Raw genomic sequence first — 20,625 nt, 5'->3', positions numbered from 1 at the left:
TCTCCCGATACGTCCGTCCTAGATCTCGCCGAGCGTGACCTCGACCGTCTTCTCGGCCCCGTTCCTCACGTACGCGACCGAGACCTTGTCGCCGGGCTTGTGGGCGGCGAGTGCCTCCGCGAGCGACAGCATCGAGTTGACGTCCTTGTCGCCGACCTGGGTGATGACGTCCCCGGACCGGATCCCGGCCTTCTGCGCGGCCCCGTCCTCCTCCACGTCCACGACGGCGACCCCGTCCGGCTCGTAGGACCTGCCGAGCACCGTACGGCCCGTGATGCCGAGGGCGGCCCGCCCCGAGTTCGTGACCTTGCCCTCCTTGATGACCTGGTCGGCGACCGTCGAGACCATGGACGAGGGGATCGCGAACCCGATGCCGGGCGCCGCGCCGCCGCTCATATTGGGGTCGATCGCGGCGAGCGTCGGGATGCCGACGACCTGCCCGTCGAGATTGACGAGGGCGCCGCCGCTGTTGCCGGGGTTGATCGCCGCGGACGTCTGCACCATGTTCCCGATGGTGGCGCCGGTCCCGCCGCCCTCGCGGTTCTCGCTGACGGTCCGCCCGGTCGCCGAGACGATGCCCTGGGTGACGCTGGAGGAGAGGCCGAGCGGCGAGCCCATCGCCAGGGCGATCTGGCCGACCTCGACCTTGGACGAGTCCGCGAACCTCGCCGGCTTGAGCCCCTCGGGCACCTTGTCCAGCTTGATGACGGCGAGGTCCTGCTCGGGGTAGGCGTAGACGAGTGTCGCGGTCAGCTCGGTCTCGCTGTTGGACGTGGTCACCTTGAACGTCTTCCCGTCGCCGACCACGTGCGCGTTGGTGACGATGTCGCCCTTGTCGTCGTAGACGATCCCGGAGCCGAGGTCGGACGCGGCCTGGATCTGGACGACGGACGGCAGTACGTCCTTGATCACCTTCTGGTAGTCGGCCTGCAGATCGTTGCCGGAGGCGGGCGCGGCCTGCTTCGTGGTGCCGGACGGCTTCGCCGACGCGTCGGACGGGCCGGGGGAGTCGGCCCCGGAGCAGCCGCCGACCAGGGCCACCGAGCAGACGACGGCGGTCAGCGGCAGCGCGAGCCGCAGAACGCGGGCACGCCCGCTGCGAGTGGCACGGGTACGCGTACGGGAGCCGGAAAGAGAGCGGGCACGGGAACGGGCACGGAAAGGATCCATGCCCGGATTGTCGCCGTCGTCCCGTTGTTCCTGCCTGCGGTGGACCGCCGAACAGGGGGTACGCCGGGGCCGTCAGCCGCGCACACCGCACAGGTGCAGCAGCGCCGCCACCCGGCGGTACGGCTCCGTGCGGCCCGCCCGTTCCTCCGCCGCGAGCAGCGTGTGGAACTCGCCGGGCGGCGGCACGGGCACGTCGTCCCCCGCCGTGTCCGTGAAGACCCGCACCCCGTACCAGGCGTGCAGCGGAGCCCCGATCCCGGCCAGCGTGGCGGTCAGCGCGCCGAGCCGGTCGGCCCGCACGTCGAGCCCGAGCCGGTTGCGGTACGAGAGCGTGTCGAAGGAGCCGAGCGCCGCCTGCCAGTCCCCGGCGAGGCCGGGCCGCATGGCGAGCGCGTCACCGTTGCGCACGAGGAGCGAGAGCAGGCCGCCGGGGGCCAGCATCCGCGCCAGGCCCGCGAGCAGCGCGTCGGGGTCCTCCACGTACATCAGGACCCCGTGGCACAGCACCACGTCGAAGCTGCCGGGCAGGAAGTGCACCCCGGTCTCCCGGCCGTCGCCCTCCACGAGGCGCACCCGGCCGCGGATGCCCTCGGGCTCCCCGGCCAGCGCGGCCCGCGCCGCTGCGACCATCTCGGGATCCTGCTCGACCCCGGTCACCTGATGTCCGGCACGGGCGAGGCGCAGGGCCTGCGTGCCCTGGCCCATGCCGACGTCGAGCACCCGCAGCCGCTGCCCGACGGGATAACGCGCGGCGAGCTGCTCGTCGAGCTGCCGCGCCACGAGCTCCTGGCGTACGGCGTTGCGCAGACCGTCGAGCCTGCCCAGCCAGGACGCCGCGGCGCCGCCGGAGAAAGCCTCCGTGCTCAGGGCCGCTCCCCGCGCTTGACCTGGGGCTTGGGCAGACGGAGCCGGCGCATCTGCAGCGTGCGCATCAGGGCGTACGCGACGGCGCCCTTCTTCGGCTCGTTCGGGAACTTCTCGGCCAGGCGCTTCTTCAGTCGGAACGCGGTGACGACCGAGTCGAGCACGATCAGCACGATCACGATGAGCCAGAGCAGCAGCGCGATGTTCTGCAGGCTGGAGATCCGGACCATGGTCATCACGAGGATGACCACCGCCAGGGGCAGGAAGAACTCGGCGATGCAGAAGCGCGAGTCGACGAAGTCGCGCGCGAACTTTCGCACCGGACCCTTGTCGCGGGCGGGAAGGTAGCGCTCGTCACCGCTGGCGAGCGCCTGGCGCTGCCTCTCCATCGCGGTGCGGCGCTCGTCGCGCTGCCGCTTCGACGCCTCCTTGCGGGTCGTCGGCGTATTGGCCACGCTGCGGCGCTGGGTCTGGGCCTGGCTGCGCTTGGGCGTGGGGCGGCCCTTGGGGGCCTGCGGGTCACGGGGCTGCGTGGAGTCGGTCACCGGCGCCTTGGCGCCCGGGGCCTTCTCGTCCTTGGATCGGCTACGGAACACAAAAGCCAAGGGTACGTGGTGCGGGCGCATGGACGTCGGGCGAGTGGGGAACGATCCGGCAACACCCTGCGTCAGTGTTGCTGAGCGTTCCCGGCAGCTGCACCGCGTGCTCGTCGACCGGCCACCCCAGGGGGACACCTACTCCCTGCGCCGGAGCGGGACCGTACGCAGTCGTCCTTGGGGATGAGCGCATCCGCACCTGAACAGTGCGGTAATAGAGGCAGGACCCGTACTGTGGGTTCTGTCGCAGTGCTGGTGCTGGACGTCTGCTGGATCTGTCAGAAGGGGGCGCGCGAAGCCCATGAGCGGTGTCATGAAGCGTATGGGGATGATCTTCCGCGCGAAGGCGAACAAGGCCCTTGACCGGGCCGAGGACCCGCGCGAGACCCTCGATTACTCGTACCAGAAGCAGCTGGAGCTGCTCCAGAAGGTGCGCCGCGGTGTCGCCGACGTGGCGACGTCGCGCAAGCGCCTGGAGCTTCAGCTCAACCAGCTCCAGAACCAGTCGTCCAAGCTGGAGGACCAGGGCCGCAAGGCGCTCGCTCTCGGCCGCGAGGACCTGGCCCGCGAGGCCCTCTCGCGCCGGGCGGCCCTCCAGCAGCAGGTCACCGACCTGGAGACGCAGCACCAGACCCTCCAGGGCGAGGAGGAGAAGCTCACCCTCGCGGCGCAGCGCCTCCAGGCCAAGGTCGACGCCTTCCGTACGAAGAAGGAGACGATCAAGGCGACCTACACGGCGGCCCAGGCGCAGACCCGGATCGGCGAGGCCTTCTCCGGCATCTCCGAGGAGATGGGCGACGTGGGCATGGCCATCCAGCGTGCCGAGGACAAGACGGCGCAGCTCCAGGCCCGGGCCGGCGCGATCGACGAACTGCTTGCCTCCGGCGCCCTCGACGACCAGTCCGGCCTCGCCAAGGACGACATCCAGAGCGAGCTGGACCGCCTCTCCGGTGGTACGGATGTAGAGCTGGAACTCCAGCGGATGAAGGCCGAGCTCTCGGGAGGTTCCTCCTCCTCGCAGCAGGCCATCGAGGGCGGGCAGGGCCAGCAGTCGCCGGCCCAGGCGCCGCAGGACACCCCGCGCTTCGACAAGCAGTAGTCCCACGCCGAGGAGGGCGTCATGATCGTACGGATCATGGGGGAGGGGCAGGTGGAGCTGGCCGACAGCCACTTCACCGAGCTCAACAAGCTCGACAACGAGCTCCTGGCCGAGATGGAGAACGGGGACGGTCCCGCTTTCCGCCGCACGCTCCACGCCCTGCTCGAAACGGTCCGCTCCCTCGGCACCCCTCTGCCCGACGCGTCCCTGGAACCCTCGGAACTCATCCTTCCGTCCCCGGACGCGACCCTGGAAGAGGTCAGGGAGATGCTGAGCGACGACGGTCTGATCCCTGGCTGAGCCGTCGCGGGCGGTACACGGCCTGCCGCGCGTACCGCATGTGGACGGGCGTGCCGCGCACGGACGAGGGGGCGATACCGTGACGCCGGTGACCCCCTTCGTACGCTGGGCCAGGACTCACCCCCGGGCCATGGACGCGGCCCTCGCGGCAGCGGTGCTGTTCTGCATGATCGCCGCCTCCTTCGCCGATCCGCACGGCGGCCGCGACGGCACCCCCACCTGGGGCACCCGCAGTCCCCAGCTCCTCAGCGTCGTCTTCATGGTCCTCGGCGCGGCCGCACTCGTCCTTCGGCGCCGCGCCCCCATGGCGGTCCTCGCGGCCACCTCCGCCGTCACCCTCGCCGAACTCGTCACCGGCGACCCCCGCGCGCCCGTCGCGATGAGCGCCGTCGTCGCGCTCTACACCGTCGCCGCCACCACCGACCGCCCCACCACCTGGCGCGTCGGCCTCGCCACCATGACCGTCCTCACCGGCGCCGCCATGCTGGCGGGTCCCCTGCCCTGGTACTCGCAGGAGAACATCGGAGTCTTCGCCTGGACCGGCATGGCCGCCGCGGCCGGGGACGCCGTGCGCAGCCGGCGCGCGTTCGTCGACGCGATCCGCGAGCGGGCCGAGCGGGCCGAGCGCACACGGGAGGAGGAGGCCCGGCGCCGCGTCGCCGAGGAGCGCCTGCGCATCGCCCGCGACCTGCACGACGTCGTCGCGCACCACATCGCCCTGGTCAACGTCCAGGCGGGCGTCGCCTCGCACGTCATGGACAAGCGCCCCGACCAGGCCAAGGAGGCCCTCTCGCACGTGCGTGAGGCGAGCCGCTCCGCGCTCAATGAACTCCGCGCCACCGTCGGCCTGTTGAGGCAGTCGGGCGACCCCGAGGCCCCGACCGAACCGGCGCCGGGACTCGACCGCCTCGAAGACCTCGTCGGCACGTTCCGCAACGCGGGCCTGCCCGTCGAGGTCGCCTGCTCCGACCGCGCCACCGGCCTGCCGGCCGCCGTCGACCTGGCCGCCTACCGCATCGTCCAAGAGGCCCTGACCAATGTGCAGAAGCACGCGGGCGCCGAGGCCAAGGCCGAGGTCAGCGTCGTGCGCGTAGGCCCGGACATCGAGGTCACGATCCTCGACAACGGCCCCGGCACCGCGCAGCCCTCGCCCGACAGCGGCGGCCACGGCCTGCTCGGCATGCGCGAGCGCGTCGCCGCGATCGGCGGCAGCCTGTCGGCGGGACCGCGGTACGGGGGCGGGTTCCGCGTCCATGCGATCCTGCCCGTCCAGGCCCACGCCACCGCGGGCCGCGCCACGGACACGAGGGACGCTGGATGACCATTCGGGTACTGCTCGCCGACGACCAGGCCCTGCTGCGCAGCGCCTTCCGCGTCCTCGTGGACTCCGAACCCGACATGCTCGTCGTCGGCGAGGCCTCCGACGGCGCGGAGGCCGTCCGCCTCGCCAAGTCCGAGAAGGCCGACGTCGTCCTGATGGACATCCGGATGCCCGGCACCGACGGACTCGCCGCGACCCGGCTGATCAGCGCCGACCCCGAACTGGCGCACGTACGCGTCGTGATGCTCACGACCTTCGAGGTGGACGAGTACGTCGTCCAGTCGCTGCGCGCGGGCGCCTCCGGCTTCCTCGGCAAGGGCGCCGAACCCGAGGAACTGCTCGGGGCGGTGCGCATCGCCGCCGCCGGGGAGGCGCTCCTGTCGCCCGTCGCGACCAAGGGCCTGATCGCCAAGTTCCTCGCACAGGGCGAGGGGTACGGCGACTGGGAGGACGGCGCACGCCCCGGCGGCGCCCACGGCGAACGCCTCGCCGCGCTCACCACCCGCGAGCGCGAGGTCCTCGTCCAGGTCGCCGGAGGCCACTCGAACGACGAGATCGCGGAGCGCCTCCAGGTCAGCCCCCTCACGGTCAAAACCCATGTGAACCGCGCCATGGCCAAGCTCGGCGCCCGGGACCGGGCCCAACTCGTCGTAATCGCGTACGAATCGGGCCTGGTCCGTCCAAGGGTGGAGTGAGCCGGGGCCTGCGCGTACTACGGGCGCAGTATGCGGCGCATAAGAACGGGACCTGGGAGCGACGGAACCGCCCTCCGGCATGACTGAGGGTGTAGGGGGCCCCGCGCGTGTCTGCCGACGCACCGCGTTCTCAGGATGCACAAGCGTCCCCCGGACGCCCGGGACCCTCCTGCCGCGCTCGCCACAGAGAGAGACCCACACCATGTCCTGGCTGTCGAGATTCAGCCTCGCTCAACGGGCCCTGATCGGGCTGATGTCGATCATCGCGATCGTCTTCGGCGCCATCGCGATCCCTCAGCTCAAGCAGCAGCTGCTGCCCTCCATCGAACTGCCCATGGTGTCCGTCCTGGCCCCGTACCAGGGCGCGTCTCCGGACGTGGTCGAGAAGCAGGTCATCGAGCCGCTCGAGTCGACCATCGACGCGGTCGACGGCATCACCGGCATCACCTCCACGGCGAGCGAGGGCAACGCCGTGATCATGGCCCAGTTCGACTACGGCAACGGCTCCAAGCAGCTCGTCGCCGACGTCCAGCAGGCCGTGAACCGGGCCCGCGCCCAGCTCCCCGACGACGTCGACCCGCAGGTCGTCGCGGGCTCCACCGACGACATACCGACCGTGGTCCTCGCCGTCACGTCCGGCAAGGACCAGCAGGCGCTCGCCGACCAGCTCGACAAGACCGTCGTCCCGTCCCTCAAGGACATCGACGGCGTCGGCCAGGTCACCGTCGACGGTGTGCGCGACCTCCAGGTCACCGTCACCCCCGACGACAAGAAGCTCGCCGCGGCCGGCGTCAGCCAGGCCGCGCTCGGCCAGTCCCTCCAGGCGGGAGGCGCGACCCTGCCCGCCGGCTCCTTCGACGAGGGCGGCAGCAACCGCACCGTCCAGGTCGGCGGCGGCTTCACCTCCCTGCAGCAGATCCAGGACCTGATGGTCACCGGCGAGGGCGTCAGGAAGCCCGTACGCCTCGGTGACGTGGCCAAGGTCGCGCAGCAGCCCGCCAAGGCCGACTCGATCACCCGCACCGACGGCAGGCCCAGCCTCGCGGTCATGGTCACCATGGACCACGACGGCAGCGCGGTCGCCATCTCCGACGCGGTCAAGGACAAGCTCCCCGGCCTGCGGGGGGACCTCGGCACCGGCGCGAAGATCACGGTCGTCAGCGACCAGGGCCCGGCCGTCTCCAAGTCCATCGACGGCCTGACCACGGAGGGCGCGCTCGGCCTGCTCTTCGCGGTCCTCGTCATCCTCGTCTTCCTGGCGTCGGTCCGCTCGACCCTGGTCACCGCCGTCTCGATCCCGCTCTCGGTCGTCCTGGCCCTGATCGTGCTGTGGACCCGCGACCTCTCGCTCAACATGCTCACGCTCGGCGCGCTGACCATCGCGATCGGCCGCGTCGTGGACGACTCCATCGTCGTCCTGGAGAACATCAAGCGGCACCTCGGCTACGGCGAGGAGCGCCAGGAGGCGATCCTCAAGGCGGTCCGCGAGGTCGCGGGCGCCGTCACGTCGTCCACCCTGACCACCGTCGCCGTCTTCCTGCCCATCGGCCTGGTGGGCGGCATGGTCGGCCAGCTGTTCGGCTCGTTCTCCCTGACGGTCACGGCGGCCCTGCTGGCCTCGCTGATCGTCTCGCTCACGGTCGTGCCGGTCCTGTCGTACTGGTTCCTGCGCCCGCCCAAGGCGATCAAGGGCGTCGACCCGGAGGAGGCGCGCCGCAAGGCGGAGGAGAAGGAAGCGCGTTCCTGGCTCCAGCGGATCTACGTCCCCGTCCTGCGCTTCGCGACCCGTCGCCGCCTCACCAGCGTCCTCATCGCGGTCGTGGTCCTGGTCGGCACGTTCGGCATGGCCCCCATGCTGAAGACGAACTTCTTCGACCAGGGCGAGCAGGAAGTCCTGTCCATCAAGCAGGAGCTGAAGCCGGGCACCAGCCTGGCGGCGACCGACGCCGCGGCGAAGAAGGTCGAGCAGCTGCTCGACGGCGTCGACTCGGTCAAGGACTACCAGGTCACCATCGGCTCGTCCGGCTTCATGGCGGCCTTCGGCGGCGGTACCGACACCAACCAGGCGTCGTACCAGGTGACGCTGAAGGACAAGGCGTCGTACGAGAAGACCCAGGACCGCATCGAGAAGGGTCTCGGGGAGCTCTCCGGGATCGGCCGGACCACCATCGCGGCCGGTGACGGCTTCGGCAGCCAGGACCTGAGCGTCGTGGTGAAGGCGGCCGACGGCCAGGTCCTGCGCAAGGCGGCCGACGAGGTCCGGGGCGAGGTCGCCGAACTCGACGGCGTCACGGACGTCACCAGCGACCTGTCGCAGTCGGTCCCGCGCATCTCGGTCAGGGCCAACTCCAAGGCCGCGGCGGCCGGTTTCAACGACACCACGCTCGGCGCGGCCGTCGGCCAGGCCGTGCGCGGCACCACCAGCGGCAAGGCGATCCTCGACGACACCGAGCGCGACGTCGTCGTGAAGTCGGCGAAGCCCGCCACGACCATGGACGAGCTCAAGAAGCTCCCGATGGGCCCCGGAGGCCTGAAGCTCGGCGACATCGCCACGGTGAAGCTGGTCGACGGACCGGTCTCCATGACCCGCATCGACGGCGCCCGCGCCGCGACGATCACGGCCAGGCCGACCGGTGACAACACCGGCGCGGTCAGCGCCGACCTGCAGACGAAGATCAAGGCGCTGAAGCTGCCCGCGGGCGCGACGGCCACGATCGGCGGCGTCACGTCCGACCAGGACGACGCGTTCAAGAACCTCGGCCTCGCCATGCTGGCCGCGATCGCGATCGTGTTCATGCTCCTGGTCGCCACGTTCCGCTCGCTGGCCCAGCCGCTGATCCTGCTGGTCTCGATCCCGTTCGCAGCGACCGGCGCGATCGGCCTGCTCATCGCCACCGGCACCCCGATGGGTGTCCCGGCGATGATCGGCATGCTGATGCTCATCGGCATCGTGGTCACCAACGCGATCGTCCTGATCGACCTGATCAACCAGTACCGCAAGGAGGGCTACGGCACGATCGAGGCGGTCATCGAGGGCGGCCGCCACCGTCTGCGCCCGATCCTCATGACGGCCCTGGCGACGATCTTCGCCCTGCTCCCGATGGCGCTCGGCGTCACCGGCGAGGGCGGCTTCATCGCCCAGCCGCTCGCGGTCGTGGTGATCGGCGGCCTGATCACGTCGACGCTCCTGACGCTCCTCCTCGTCCCGACGCTCTACGCGATGCTGGAGCTCCGCAAGGAGCGGCGCCGCAAGAAGCGGGCTGCGAAGCGGGGTGGGGGTGCCGGGGCTACGCCCCAGGCCCCGTCGCCTGAGCCGGAGCCTGCCGGCGTGTAGTGGTTGATTGAACGGCGAGAGCCCGGTACGGACACCTATGTGTGTCCGTACCGGGCTCTCGCCGTTGGGGGCGGGGTGCGTTGCCGGGTGCGGCTTGCGCTGTGGCTGATCGCGCAGTTCCCCGCGCCCCTTCGGGGGCGCTTTTACGGCAGCGCCAGCATCCGCTCCAGCGCCTGCTTGGCGAACTGCTCCGTCTCGCGGTCGACCTCGATGCGGTTGACCAGGTTGCCCTCGGCCAGCGACTCCAGGGTCCACACCAGGTGCGGCAGGTCGATGCGGTTCATCGTCGAGCAGAAGCAGACCGTCTTGTCGAGGAAGACGATCTCCTTGTCGGGGTGCGCGTTGGCGAGGCGGCGCACCAGGTTGAGCTCGGTGCCGATCGCCCACTTCGACCCGGCCGGGGCCGCGTCGAGCGCCTTGATGATGTACTCCGTCGAGCCGACCTCGTCCGCCGCGGCGACGACCTCGTGCTTGCACTCGGGGTGCACCAGGACCCGTACGCCGGGGATCCGCTCGCGGACGTCGTCGACCGAGTCGATCGAGAAGCGCCCGTGCACCGAGCAGTGCCCGCGCCACAGGATCATCTTCGCGTTCCGCAGCTCCTCGGCGGTCAGGCCGCCGTTCGGCTTGTGCGGGTTGTACAGGACGCAGTCCTCCAGGGACATGCCCATGTCCCGTACGGCGGTGTTGCGGCCCAGGTGCTGGTCCGGCAGGAACAGCACCTTTGTCGAATCGGGCTCCCCCTGCTCGAAGGCCCAGTCAAGGGCCCTCTTCGCGTTCGACGAGGTGCAGATGGTGCCACCGTGCTTGCCGGTGAACGCCTTGATGTCCGCCGAGGAGTTCATGTACGAGACCGGCACGACCTGCTCGGCGATGCCGGCCTCGGTCAGCACGTCCCAGCACTCGGCGACCTGCTCGGCCGTGGCCATGTCGGCCATGGAGCACCCGGCGGCCAGGTCGGGCAGGACCACCTTCTGGTCGTCGCCGGTGAGGATGTCGGCGGACTCGGCCATGAAGTGCACACCGCAGAAGACGATGTACTCGGCCTCCGGCCGGGCGGCGGCGTCGCGGGCGAGCTTGAAGGAGTCGCCGGTGACGTCCGCGAACTGGATGACCTCGTCGCGCTGGTAGTGGTGGCCGAGCACGAAGACCTTGTCCCCGAGCTTCTCCTTGGCCGCGCGGGCGCGCTCCACCAGGTCCGGGTCGGACGGGGAGGGCAGGTCTCCAGGGCACTCCACGCCGCGCTCGCTCCGCGGGTCGGCCTCGCGGCCGAGCAGTAGGAGAGCCAGCGGAGTCGGCTGAACGTCCAGGTCAACGGTGGTCTGGGCCGTGGTCACGTCACGCACCCTTTCTTGTTATGACATTCGTGCGGCGAGGCTTCTCGTCGAAATGACGCTATCTATCATAACTGCTTCACGTCAGAATGACGATGGCCATCGTGTCGATGTGACGCAATCCGCGTGGACCGGCCCGTGCCCGCCGCACGCCGGGTGTGCGAGCATGAAAGGGCAAGGAAGCCGAACTCGCCGCGAGGCGAAACACGAGCGCCAGGGCCGGAATGAAACCGCGGCCCCGCCGGTTGGAACGTCGGCAAGCAGTCTCCGTACAACCCTGGAGAGAAGCAGATGTCCGTATCGGACGAGACCACCACCGTGAGCGACGGCATCCTCCTGTCCGACGCCGCCGCGGCCAAGGTCAAGGCCCTCCTTGACCAGGAAGGGCGCGACGACCTGGCGCTGCGCGTCGCCGTACAGCCCGGAGGCTGCTCCGGCCTGCGTTACCAGCTCTTCTTCGACGAGCGCTCCCTCGACGGGGACGTCGTGAAGGACTTCGGCGGCGTCAAGGTCGTCACCGACCGCATGAGCGCCCCGTACCTGGGCGGCGCCTCCGTCGACTTCGTCGACACCATCGAGAAGCAGGGCTTCACGATCGACAACCCGAACGCCACGGGCTCCTGCGCCTGCGGCGACTCGTTCAGCTGAGCCTGAACCCGTACACGCGCGAAGCGGCGGTTCCCTGCTCGAGGGGGAACCGCCGTTTCGCGTTTCGCTGCGACGTCAGCTCCGCGGCGCCGGCTCCTGCCCCCGCTTGCCGTCCGCGTGCGGCACCGCCCTGTCGTTCGAGTCCACGACCTTCCGGCCGTCGAGCGGCTCGTCCAGCGTCACCGGCAGCGTGTAGAACCTCGCCATCGCGATGCAGACCGTGCCCTTCTTCTGCGTCTCCGTGACCTTCAGGACGACCTTGCCGTCCTGCTCCGTCGCCGAGGCCGTGTAGGTGCTGCACACGCCGCCCGTGAAGTGCGCCGTCAGCGTCCGCCCGTCCCCGGTGTAGCCGTCGGGGCGCACATCGCGGGTGTCCGTCCCCGGGTCACCGGGCTTCACGCTCGGCCGCGGGCTCGGCCTGCCGGTCGGCCCCTGCGCCTGCGGCGACGTCAGGAACTTCGGGTCCACCGCGGGATGCGTCACCGTGAAGGCCGCCTGCCCGCCCTGCGGCTTCACCTGGAACATCCACGACGGTACGAGGATCTGCCGCCCTCGCGTGAACTGCGCCGCGAGCCCGAACGTCGCGCCCGTGACATGGACGGGCTCCACCGCGGGCAGCTTCGTCGGCGCCTTGCACGGCGCCTCGTCCCGCTCCCTCACCGGCACCGGGCTCGCACAGCCGCCGATGCCGACGCGACCGGCCCCGACAGCCGCGGAGTTGAGCAGATCGAGCGTCTTCTGCGCGCTGATCACGGGATACGTGTCACCCTTGACCGGCTTCTTCAACTGGCCGCTGCCGCCCACCACTTGACCGTCCGAGCCGACCTGGACGCCCGTGGTCCAGCCGTACGTGGGCAGGTCGCCCACGCGGGGCTCCGCGTTCACCACCCGTATCGCGCCCATCAGCTGGCGCGCGTCGAGCTTCGCGTCGTCCTGGCCGAGCGCCTTGAGCACCGGAGCGGCCGCCTTCTTCGCGGCGTCCTCGCTCACGGCGTCCTTGGTGCTGCCGTTCCCCGGCGCCTCGGTGCACTGAGTGGGGCTCGCGCACTTGTGGTCCGCGGACGGTGCGTAGCGCGCATACGTCCATGCGCCGGGGGCCCGCTCGGTCACCTGGAGCGAGGGGCCCGAGCCGTCCTCGGCCGGGCCCACCTTCCAGGCGCCGTTCTCCAGCCGCGGGGTGCCCTGCGCGTCCAGCGTCCTGGCGAGCGCGGCGACATCGGCCGCGGTCACCTTGCCCTCGGTCCGGTAGACGGGGGCGTCGCCGGGGCCCGTGGGGAGCTTGCCGTCGGCCCGGTAACGGGTGCCGTTCGGGTCGGGCTCACCCGGCGCGATCCCCGAGGTGGAACCCGTACCGCCCTCTTGGTAGCCGTCAAGGGCCAGCGGCGGGGGAGTGGAGTCGTCGCCCGCCGCCGGGGTGCCGCCGCCGTCGGCCGAGGTCGCCGCGAAATACGCGCCACCGCCACCGACGAGGAGTACCGCTGCCGCGACCGAGGCGACGGCCAGCCGCGACCGCCCCCGGTGTCGATCCTGCGTCTGCTCGGTGCTCACCGCATCGCTCCTTCACCTGCCGCGTCGTACGCCGTATCCCCTATACGGGGGACAGCGATGGGACGCAGCGGGGGAGCGTGCGGTTCCCTCCTCGCTCCCCGCAGACCCGTCCGCGGGGAGCGAGCCCCTAGTCCCCGTAGTCGGACATCGAGTCGATGAGCCGCGCGGACTTGGAGGGCACGACGACGCCGTGGGGGAGGGAGGGGGTGACGGGCGTCTGCTTGTCCTTGGCGTGGGCCGTCCAGTGCGGGGCCATTCGGGCGCAGTCGCCGCGCAGGGACGCGAGGCCGCCTTCGAGGTCGAGCGGCGCGGACGCGGTGCGGACCTTGAGGTTCGTCATAAAGGAACGCTATGCAGGTCCGGCCCCGCGAAGAAAGCCCTACTATCGGGTAATTTTGCCGCTTCAGCCGGACGGACGCGACCCGGTAGCGTAAAGCGTCAACCCCCTCCGCTCAGGAAGACGTGACCACGCCGTGCGTATCGCAGTCACCGGTTCCATCGCCACCGACCACCTCATGACCTTCCCCGGCCGTTTCGCCGACCAGCTGGTCGCGGATCAGCTGCACACGGTCTCCCTCTCCTTCCTCGTCGACAACCTCGACGTCCGCCGGGGCGGTGTCGGCGCGAACATCGCGTTCGGCATGGGGCAGCTCGGCACGGACCCGATCCTGGTCGGCGCCGCGGGCTCCGACTTCGACGAGTACCGCGCCTGGCTCGACCGGCACGGCGTCGACACCGCCTCCGTGCGCATCTCCGAGGTCCTGCACACGGCCCGCTTCGTCTGCACCACGGACGCCGACCACAACCAGATCGGCTCCTTCTACACGGGCGCCATGAGCGAGGCCCGCCTCATCGAGCTGCAGTCCGTCGCCGAGCGCGTCGGCGGCCTCGACCTGGTCCTGATCGGCGCGGACGACCCGGAGGGCATGCTCCGTCACACGGAGGAGTGCCGCTCGCGCGCCATCCCGTTCGCCGCGGACTTCTCGCAGCAGATCGCCCGGATGAACGGCGACGAGATCCGCACGCTCCTGGACGGCGCCACGTACCTCTTCTCGAACGAGTACGAGAAGGGCCTCATCGAGAGCAAGACCGGCTGGACCGACGAGGAGATCCTCGGCAAGGTCGGCCACCGCGTCACGACCCTCGGCTCGCGCGGCGTCCGCATCGAGGGCGCCGGCGAGGACCCGATCGAGGTCGGCTGCGCCGAGGAGGAGGCCAAGGTCGACCCGACCGGCGTCGGCGACGCGTTCCGCGCGGGCTTCCTGTCCGGCCTGGCCTGGGGCGTCGGCCATGAGCGCGCCGCCCAGGTCGGCTGCATGCTCGCCACGCTGGTGATCGAGACCCTCGGCACGCAGGAGTACCAGCTGCGCCGCGGCCACTTCATGGACCGCTTCACCAAGGCGTACGGCCACGAGGCCGCGGCCGAGGTCAAGGAGTACCTGAAGTAGTCCCGTCAGGAGAGCCGGCGGACCACATAGGCGGCACCGCGCTCCGCCGGCTCCTCCCCGACGTACTCCTGGTTCCGCATCTCGCACCACGCCGGGATGTCGAGCCGCGCCGCCTCGTCGTCGGAGAGCACGGTCACCGTCCCGCCCACCGGGACGTCCCCGATCACCTTCGCCAGTTCGATGACGGGGATCGGGCACCGCTTCCCGAGCGCGTCGACCACGAGCGAGGGCGCACGCGCCGGCACGGGGGCGGGCGCGGTCACGGCCGTCGCCCCGAGCCGCTCCCGTACCGAAGCGACCGTCCCCGGCAGCACCTCGAGGAACCGTTCGACGTCGCCCTCGGACGTCCCGAGCGGCAGCGACACCCGTACGTTCCCCTCGCTCAGCACCCCCATCGCCTTGAGCACATGGCTCGGCGTCAGCGTGCTGCTCGTGCACGACGATCCGGACGAAACAGAAAAACCGGCCCGGTCCAGCTCGTGCAGCAGAGTCTCTCCGTCGACATAGAGACAGGAGAAGGTGACTACGTGGGGCAGCCGCCGCACCGGGTCGCCCACCACCTCGACATCGGGCACGAGCCCCGGGACACGCGCCCGGATCCGCTCCGTCAACTCCCGCAGCCGCGCGTCCTCCTCCGCCGCCTCGGCCCGCACCGCCCGCAGTGAGGCCGCCGCCGCCACGACGGCCGGAATGTCCTCGAAGCCGGCCGCCCGCCCCGACTCCCGTTCGTCCGCCGGGCCTTGGGGCGCGAACCGCACCCCCTTGCGCACGACGAGCAGGCCGACGCCCGCCGGGCCGCCCCACTTGTGCGCGCTGCCCGTGAGCAGCGACCAGTCACCCTCGACCGGACCCCACGCCAGAGACTGCGCCGCGTCCACGAGCAGGGGCACCCCGGCGGCCCGGCACGCCACGGCGACCTCGGCCACCGGCTGCACCGTCCCCACCTCGTGGTTGGCGGACTGGAGGCAGGCGAGCGCCGTGTCCTGACGGAGCGCGTCCGCGTACGCGGCGGGGGAGACGGAGCCGGCCCGGTCCACGCCCACCTCGGTCACCGAACCGCCGTCCGCCTCCAGCGCGGCAGCCGAATGGAGCACTGAGGAGTGCTCGACCGCGGAAACCACCAGGTGCCGGCCGACACGCCGGCGTCCCGCGAGTGCGCCGGCGACCCCGGAGTGCACCGCACGCGTCCCCGAAGGGGTGAAAACAAGCTCGTCCGGGCGGCAGCCCACGGCATCGGCGGCGGCCTCACGGGCGGCGTCGAGCAGCAGCCGCGCCCGCCTCCCCTCGCGGTAGAGCCGGGCGGGGTCGGCCCACCCCTCGTCGAGCGAGGCGAGCAGCGCCTGCCGGGCCACGGGGTGCAGGGGAGCGGAGGAGGCAGCGTCGAAGTAGGACACACCGCAACGGTAAGGCCCCGGGTGAGCGCGGCCTCCCGCAAGGGGTGAGGGGAGGGGGTGACCGGCCGCCCGGAGCGCGCACCCGCCGGACCACCCACGCCCGTCACCCACCGGACATCCCCCCGATCCCCCGTCAGATCCCCCCGGAACAGCAAGTTCCACCCCTTCTGAGTGACCCGCGGCGCGTTAGGCACCCTCCCCGCGCGACCCCAAATAGCGTCCAGTAGGGTTTGGTCCGCATAAACATCCAAACCCCTGCCCGTGTGCCAGGGCGGCGAGCGACCAGCGAGACGGCCGTAGCCAACCAGCGCGGGCGAGACTCTCGGGAAGGCGCTACGTGAGTCCCAACGGCTCCGACCGCTCGTCGCGGCGCCCGATGCGGCGGAAGCTGCCGCAGGTGCTGACTGCGGGCCTGATCCTGGTAACCGCTACTGGTTGCACATACAAGGACTTCCCTCGTCTTGGTATGCCGACCCCGGTTACAGAAGAAGGCCCCAGGATCCTCTCCCTCTGGCAGGGCTCGTGGGCGGCAGCGCTCGCCACGGGTGTCCTTGTCTGGGGCCTGATCCTGTGGAGCATCATCTTCCACCGGCGCAGCCGCACCAAGATCGAGGTACCAACGCAGACGCGGTACAACATGCCGCTCGAGGCGCTGTACACGGTGGTACCGCTCATCATCGTCTCGGTCCTCTTCTACTTCACGGCGCGAGACGAGACGAAGCTCCTCAACCTCGACGACAAGCCGGCCCACACCATCAACGTGGTCGGCTATCAGTGGAGCTGGGGCTTCAACTACGTCGAGAACGTGCCCGGCTCCACGGGTGACGCGAAGACCTCGAAGGAACTGGCCGGCATTCCGGACCGCTTCATCGAGGACTTCCCGGCGAACGCCGGCGGCGTCTACGAGGCCGGTACGCCGGCGTCGGTGAACCCGCAGACGAAGAACCCCGGCCCCACCCTCTGGCTCCCCAAGGGCGAGAAGGTCCGGTTCGTCCTCACCTCGCGCGACGTCATCCATGACTTCTGGGTGGTGCCGTTCCTGATGAAGCAGGACGTCATTCCGGGTCACACCAACGCCTTCGAGGTGACTCCCAACCGGGAGGGCACCTTCCTGGGCAAGTGCGCCGAGCTCTGCGGCGTCGACCACTCGCGCATGCTGTTCAACGTGAAGGTCGTCTCTCCGGAGCGCTACCAGCAGCACCTCAAGGACCTCGTGAAGAAGGGGCAGACCGGTTACATCCCGTCCGGCATCGCGCAGACGAGCCACGAGAAGAACCGGGAGACGAACAACCTGTGAGCATCCTCAACGAACCTCAGGGTGCCGCCGCAGCTGACGACTCGTACGAGAACGAGCTGCCGGTCAGGCGCAAGCAGCCGGGGAATGTCGTCGTCAAGTGGCTGACCACCACTGACCACAAGACGATCGGCACGCTCTACCTGGTCACGTCGTTCGCGTTCTTCTGCATCGGCGGACTCATGGCGCTCTTCATGCGCGCCGAACTCGCTCGACCCGGCAACCAGATCATGTCGAACGAGCAGTTCAACCAGGCGTTCACGATGCACGGCACGATCATGCTGCTGATGTTCGCGACGCCGCTGTTCGCCGGTTTCACGAACTGGATCATGCCGCTGCAGATCGGCGCGCCCGACGTGGCGTTCCCGCGGCTGAACATGTTCGCCTACTGGCTCTACCTGTTCGGCTCGACCATCGCCGTCGGCGGTTTCCTCACCCCGCAGGGTGCGGCCGACTTCGGCTGGTTCGCCTACTCCCCGCTGTCGGACGCGGTCCGCAGCCCGGGCATCGGCGCCGACATGTGGATCATGGGTCTGGCCTTCTCCGGCTTCGGCACCATCCTCGGCGCGGTCAACTTCATCACCACGATCATCTGCATGCGCGCTCCCGGCATGACGATGTTCCGCATGCCGATCTTCGTGTGGAACGTGCTGCTGACCGCCGTCCTGGTCCTGCTCGCCTTCCCGGTCCTGGCCGCCGCGCTGTTCGCCCTGGAGGCGGACCGTAAGTTCGGTGCCCATGTGTTCGACGCCAGTAATGGCGGCGCCTTGCTATGGCAACACCTCTTCTGGTTCTTCGGACACCCAGAGGTGTACATCATCGCGTTGCCGTTCTTCGGAATCATTTCCGAAGTGATCCCGGTGTTCTCGAGGAAGCCGATGTTCGGTTACTCGGGCCTGATCGGCGCGACCATCGCGATCGCGGGTCTGTCCGTGACCGTGTGGGCGCACCACATGTACGTCACCGGCGGCGTGCTGTTGCCGTTCTTCTCCTTCATGACGTTCCTCATCGCCGTACCGACCGGCGTGAAGTTCTTCAACTGGATCGGCACGATGTGGAAGGGCTCACTGTCCTTCGAGACACCGATGCTCTGGACGATCGGCTTCCTGATCACCTTCGTCTTCGGTGGTCTGACCGGCGTCATCCTGGCGGCCCCGCCGCTGGACTTCCACGTCTCGGACTCGTACTTCGTCGTCGCGCACTTCCACTACGTCGTCTTCGGCACCGTGGTGTTCGCGATGTTCGCCGGATTCCACTTCTGGTGGCCGAAGTTCACGGGCAAGATGCTCGACGAGCGGCTCGGCAAGATCACGTTCTGGACGCTGTTCATCGGCTTCCACGGCACGTTCCTGGTGCAGCACTGGCTGGGCGTCGAGGGCATGCCGCGTCGTTACGCGGACTACCTCGCGGCCGACGGCTTCACCGCGCTGAACACGATCTCGACGATCTCCTCGTTCCTGCTCGGTCTGTCGATCCTGCCGTTCTTCTACAACGTGTGGAAGACCGCCAAGTACGGCAAGAAGGTCGAGGTCGACGACCCGTGGGGCTACGGCCGTTCGCTCGAATGGGCGACGTCCTGCCCGCCGCCGCGGCACAACTTCCTCACCCTGCCGCGCATTCGCAGTGAATCGCCGGCATTCGACCTGCACCACCCGGAGATCGCCGCGATGGACCAGCTCCAGAACGGCGGCCACGGGGGCCAGGCTCTCTCTGGTGGCAAGGAGGCCGGCAAGTGAAGGTCCAAGGCAAGATGTTCATCTGGCTGAGCCTCTTCGTGCTCGCCATGGCGATCGTCTACGGCGTGTGGTCGAAGGAGCCCGCCGGAACCACGGCGCTCTTCCTGTCCTTCGGCCTGTGCATCATGGTCGGCTACTACCTGGCCTTCACGGCCCGGCGGCTCGACACGGGTGCGCAGGACAACAAGGAGGCCGATGTCGCGGACGACGCCGGTGAGGTGGGCTTCTTCAGCCCGCACAGCTGGCAGCCGCTCGCGCTGGCCATCGGAGGTGCGCTCGGCTTCATGGGCGTCGTCTTCGGCTGGTGGCTGATGTACTTCTCGGCCCCGATCATCGGGATCGGCCTGTGGGGCTGGGTCTTCGAGTACTACCGCGGCGAGAACCGGACCCAGTAGGGCCCGGCCGACGCCGAAAGGGCCCGGACACTCCTGACGGAGTGTCCGGGCCCTTTCCCGTGTCCCGTCCGGGCCGTGCCTCGGACGGCCCAATCGACGCGCCGCGAGCGGCGAGGGTTCATACCGTATTGCTCATGAACAACTCACCGAGAATTCGCATGGTAATGGGCTGCACTCTGCTGGTGACCGCACTCGGTGCGAGCGTCACGAGCTGCGGCGGCTCCGGTCACCCGCTCTCCGCCAAGCCGTACGACGCGGCGGGTGAGATCAGCTTCAGCGGGGAGTCCGGGAGCAAGAAGACCGACCCGGACAAGCCCATAGAGATCACCTCGGAGGGCGACGAAGCACGGATAACCGATGTCACGGCCACCGATCAGATAGGCCGCTATGTCGTGGGCGAACTGTCCGCCGACGGCACCAGGTGGCACAGCACGGCCCCGCTCGCCGCCGACGCCCACTACACGGTGCACGTGAGCACCGAGGACGACGAGGGCTCGCCCGGCCGCAAGGTGCTCACCTTCGACACGGGCCACCCGAAGAAGAACAAGTCCCTGAAGGTCACCTTCGGCCCCGAGGCCGGCAAGTACGGCGTCGGGCAGCCCGTCACCGCCGAACTCAGCGCCGCCGTCAAGGACAAGGCCGCACGGGCCGTCGTCGAGCGGGCCCTGAAGGTCGACTCGCAGCCCGCAGTGGCGGGCTCCTGGACGTGGGTGGACGACAAGACGCTGCACTTCCGTCCCGAGGAGTACTGGCCCGCAGGCGCCACCGTGGAGGCGCACAGCACCCTCGACGGCATCAAGGTCGGCGACCGCCTCTGGGGCGGCGCCTCCAAGCCGCTGCGCCTCACCATCGGCGACCGAATAGAGGCCGTGACCGACGCCGGCTCTCACTCGATGACGGTCTACCGCAACGGCCGTGTGATCAACACCATCCCCGTCACCACCGGCAAGCCCGGCTTCGAGACCCGCAACGGCGTCAAGGTCGTACTCGGCAAGGAACGCTTCGTACGGATGCGCAGCACCAGCATCGGCATCGCCGAGGGCTCGTCGGACTCGTACGACATGCCCGTGTACTTCGCCACCCGGGTGACCTGGAGCGGCGAATACGTGCACGCCGCGCCCTGGTCCACGGGCTCGCAGGGGTACGCCAACGTCAGCCACGGCTGCACCGGCATGAGCATGAGCAACGCCGAGTGGTTCTTCAACACCGTCCGCATCGGCGACATCGTGAAGGTCATCAACAGCAACGGCGCGCAAATGGACCCGTTCGGCAACGGCTTCGGCGACTGGAACCTCAGCTGGAAGAACTGGGAGAAGGGCAGCGCCGTCCAGGCGGTCGCGACCGACGGCGGCCACAGCACGGTCCAGGCGGCCCGGCTGAGCCCCGAGGTGTGAGACTTCTGACTCCGCGGCACACACGGACGGGGCGGCCCGCAGCGCTGCTGCGGGC

General features: G+C 69.8%; 18 protein-coding genes. 11 read left to right on the top strand and 7 right to left on the bottom strand.

What is annotated here, in order from left to right; genetic code table 11:
- Nucleotides 1-18: 18 nt before the first annotated feature.
- From ACWIGU_RS25565 to ACWIGU_RS25555, 3 genes are all read right to left on the bottom strand, one after another.
- Nucleotides 19-1,062: a S1C family serine protease gene (locus tag ACWIGU_RS25565; RefSeq protein ID WP_454404313.1), complete on the bottom strand. Its 1,044-nt coding sequence runs from the start codon at nt 1,060-1,062 to the stop codon at nt 19-21.
- Nucleotides 1,063-1,242: 180 nt separating this feature from the next.
- Entirely contained in the window at nt 1,243-1,950 is a 708-nt protein-coding gene (locus ACWIGU_RS25560; RefSeq protein ID WP_454404038.1) for a class I SAM-dependent methyltransferase, read from the bottom strand.
- Nucleotides 1,951-2,033: 83 nt separating this feature from the next.
- Complete coding sequence (locus tag ACWIGU_RS25555) at nt 2,034-2,660, bottom strand: DUF3043 domain-containing protein (protein WP_356284560.1); 627 nt, start codon at nt 2,658-2,660, stop codon at nt 2,034-2,036.
- Between the two features lie 271 nt (nt 2,661-2,931).
- Between ACWIGU_RS25555 and ACWIGU_RS25550 the strand changes: the two genes are divergently transcribed.
- The 5 genes from ACWIGU_RS25550 to ACWIGU_RS25530 all read left to right on the top strand — a co-directional run bounded on the left by ACWIGU_RS25550 (nt 2,932) and on the right by ACWIGU_RS25530 (nt 9,379).
- A complete protein-coding gene (locus tag ACWIGU_RS25550; RefSeq protein WP_454404037.1) occupies nt 2,932-3,729 on the top strand; it encodes a PspA/IM30 family protein in 798 nt (265 codons plus the stop codon).
- A gap of 21 nt (nt 3,730-3,750) precedes the next feature.
- Nucleotides 3,751-4,029: a PspA-associated protein PspAA gene (gene pspAA, locus ACWIGU_RS25545; protein WP_356284566.1), complete on the top strand. Its 279-nt coding sequence runs from the start codon at nt 3,751-3,753 to the stop codon at nt 4,027-4,029.
- A gap of 88 nt (nt 4,030-4,117) precedes the next feature.
- Nucleotides 4,118-5,350 (top strand): sensor histidine kinase, encoded by a 1,233-nt coding sequence (locus tag ACWIGU_RS25540; protein ID WP_454404036.1) that lies wholly within the window; start codon nt 4,118-4,120, stop codon nt 5,348-5,350.
- Nucleotides 5,347-6,045 carry a response regulator gene (locus ACWIGU_RS25535; protein ID WP_100592148.1) on the top strand — a complete coding sequence of 233 codons (699 nt, stop codon included), beginning with the start codon at nt 5,347-5,349 and terminating at the stop codon, nt 6,043-6,045. Before ACWIGU_RS25540 ends, ACWIGU_RS25535 begins: the two co-directional genes overlap by 4 nt.
- Nucleotides 6,046-6,247: 202 nt before the next feature.
- Entirely contained in the window at nt 6,248-9,379 is a 3,132-nt protein-coding gene (locus ACWIGU_RS25530; RefSeq protein ID WP_454404035.1) for an efflux RND transporter permease subunit, read from the top strand.
- Between the two features lie 143 nt (nt 9,380-9,522).
- On the opposite strand, the gene nadA is transcribed toward ACWIGU_RS25530, so the two are convergent.
- Complete coding sequence (nadA, locus tag ACWIGU_RS25525) at nt 9,523-10,725, bottom strand: quinolinate synthase NadA (protein ID WP_454404034.1); 1,203 nt, start codon at nt 10,723-10,725, stop codon at nt 9,523-9,525.
- Between the two features lie 279 nt (nt 10,726-11,004).
- Here nadA and ACWIGU_RS25520 point away from each other — a divergent pair, with 279 nt between their 5' ends.
- A complete protein-coding gene (locus tag ACWIGU_RS25520; RefSeq protein ID WP_100592151.1) occupies nt 11,005-11,361 on the top strand; it encodes an iron-sulfur cluster assembly accessory protein in 357 nt (118 codons plus the stop codon).
- A 75-nt stretch (nt 11,362-11,436) separates the two neighbouring features.
- On the opposite strand, the gene ACWIGU_RS25515 is transcribed toward ACWIGU_RS25520, so the two are convergent.
- Entirely contained in the window at nt 11,437-12,909 is a 1,473-nt protein-coding gene (locus tag ACWIGU_RS25515; RefSeq protein ID WP_454404033.1) for a hypothetical protein, read from the bottom strand.
- Nucleotides 12,910-13,036: 127 nt separating this feature from the next.
- Nucleotides 13,037-13,249, bottom strand: a complete 213-nt coding sequence (locus ACWIGU_RS25510; protein WP_454404032.1) for a hypothetical protein — start codon at nt 13,247-13,249, stop codon at nt 13,037-13,039.
- A gap of 133 nt (nt 13,250-13,382) precedes the next feature.
- Between ACWIGU_RS25510 and ACWIGU_RS25505 the strand changes: the two genes are divergently transcribed.
- Nucleotides 13,383-14,357 carry a carbohydrate kinase family protein gene (locus ACWIGU_RS25505; protein ID WP_356284582.1) on the top strand — a complete coding sequence of 325 codons (975 nt, stop codon included), beginning with the start codon at nt 13,383-13,385 and terminating at the stop codon, nt 14,355-14,357.
- Between the two features lie 5 nt (nt 14,358-14,362).
- Here ACWIGU_RS25505 and ACWIGU_RS25500 read toward each other — a convergent pair whose 3' ends face one another.
- Complete coding sequence (locus tag ACWIGU_RS25500; RefSeq protein WP_454404031.1) at nt 14,363-15,751, bottom strand: aminotransferase class V-fold PLP-dependent enzyme; 1,389 nt, start codon at nt 15,749-15,751, stop codon at nt 14,363-14,365.
- 337 nt (nt 15,752-16,088) lie between these two features.
- On the opposite strand from ACWIGU_RS25500, the gene ctaC reads away from it, so the two are divergent.
- The 4 genes from ctaC (at nt 16,089) to ACWIGU_RS25480 (ending at nt 20,570) form a co-directional block, all read left to right on the top strand.
- The gene (gene ctaC, locus ACWIGU_RS25495) at nt 16,089-17,048 is read left to right on the top strand and encodes an aa3-type cytochrome oxidase subunit II (protein WP_454404030.1); all 960 of its coding nucleotides are present in this window, start codon (nt 16,089-16,091) and stop codon (nt 17,046-17,048) included.
- Nucleotides 17,045-18,781 carry an aa3-type cytochrome oxidase subunit I gene (gene ctaD, locus ACWIGU_RS25490; protein WP_356284591.1) on the top strand — a complete coding sequence of 579 codons (1,737 nt, stop codon included), beginning with the start codon at nt 17,045-17,047 and terminating at the stop codon, nt 18,779-18,781. The genes ctaC and ctaD overlap by 4 nt, the downstream gene beginning before the upstream one ends.
- Entirely contained in the window at nt 18,778-19,176 is a 399-nt protein-coding gene (locus ACWIGU_RS25485) for a cytochrome c oxidase subunit 4 (protein WP_356284594.1), read from the top strand. The genes ctaD and ACWIGU_RS25485 overlap by 4 nt, the downstream gene beginning before the upstream one ends.
- 134 nt (nt 19,177-19,310) lie before the next feature.
- A complete protein-coding gene (locus ACWIGU_RS25480) occupies nt 19,311-20,570 on the top strand; it encodes an Ig-like domain-containing protein (RefSeq protein ID WP_454404029.1) in 1,260 nt (419 codons plus the stop codon).
- Nucleotides 20,571-20,625 lie beyond the last annotated feature (55 nt).

The organism is Streptomyces sp. NPDC055400 (genome assembly GCF_053644375.1).
This window is presented reverse-complemented; position numbering and strand designations above follow the sequence as displayed.

What these genes read in the sequence shown, in the direction of transcription:
- ACWIGU_RS25550 (WP_454404037.1), top strand. Translation starts at nt 2,932, where the DNA reads ATGAGCGGTGTCATGAAGCGTATGGGGATGATCTTCCGCGCGAAGGCG.
- ACWIGU_RS25555 (WP_356284560.1), bottom strand. Translation starts at nt 2,660, where the DNA reads ATGCGCCCGCACCACGTACCCTTGGCTTTTGTGTTCCGTAGCCGATCC.
- ACWIGU_RS25520 (WP_100592151.1), top strand. Translation starts at nt 11,005, where the DNA reads ATGTCCGTATCGGACGAGACCACCACCGTGAGCGACGGCATCCTCCTG.
- ACWIGU_RS25510 (WP_454404032.1), bottom strand. Translation starts at nt 13,249, where the DNA reads ATGACGAACCTCAAGGTCCGCACCGCGTCCGCGCCGCTCGACCTCGAA.
- ACWIGU_RS25530 (WP_454404035.1), top strand. Translation starts at nt 6,248, where the DNA reads ATGTCCTGGCTGTCGAGATTCAGCCTCGCTCAACGGGCCCTGATCGGG.
- ACWIGU_RS25480 (WP_454404029.1), top strand. Translation starts at nt 19,311, where the DNA reads ATGAACAACTCACCGAGAATTCGCATGGTAATGGGCTGCACTCTGCTG.
- ACWIGU_RS25535 (WP_100592148.1), top strand. Translation starts at nt 5,347, where the DNA reads ATGACCATTCGGGTACTGCTCGCCGACGACCAGGCCCTGCTGCGCAGC.
- pspAA (WP_356284566.1), top strand. Translation starts at nt 3,751, where the DNA reads ATGATCGTACGGATCATGGGGGAGGGGCAGGTGGAGCTGGCCGACAGC.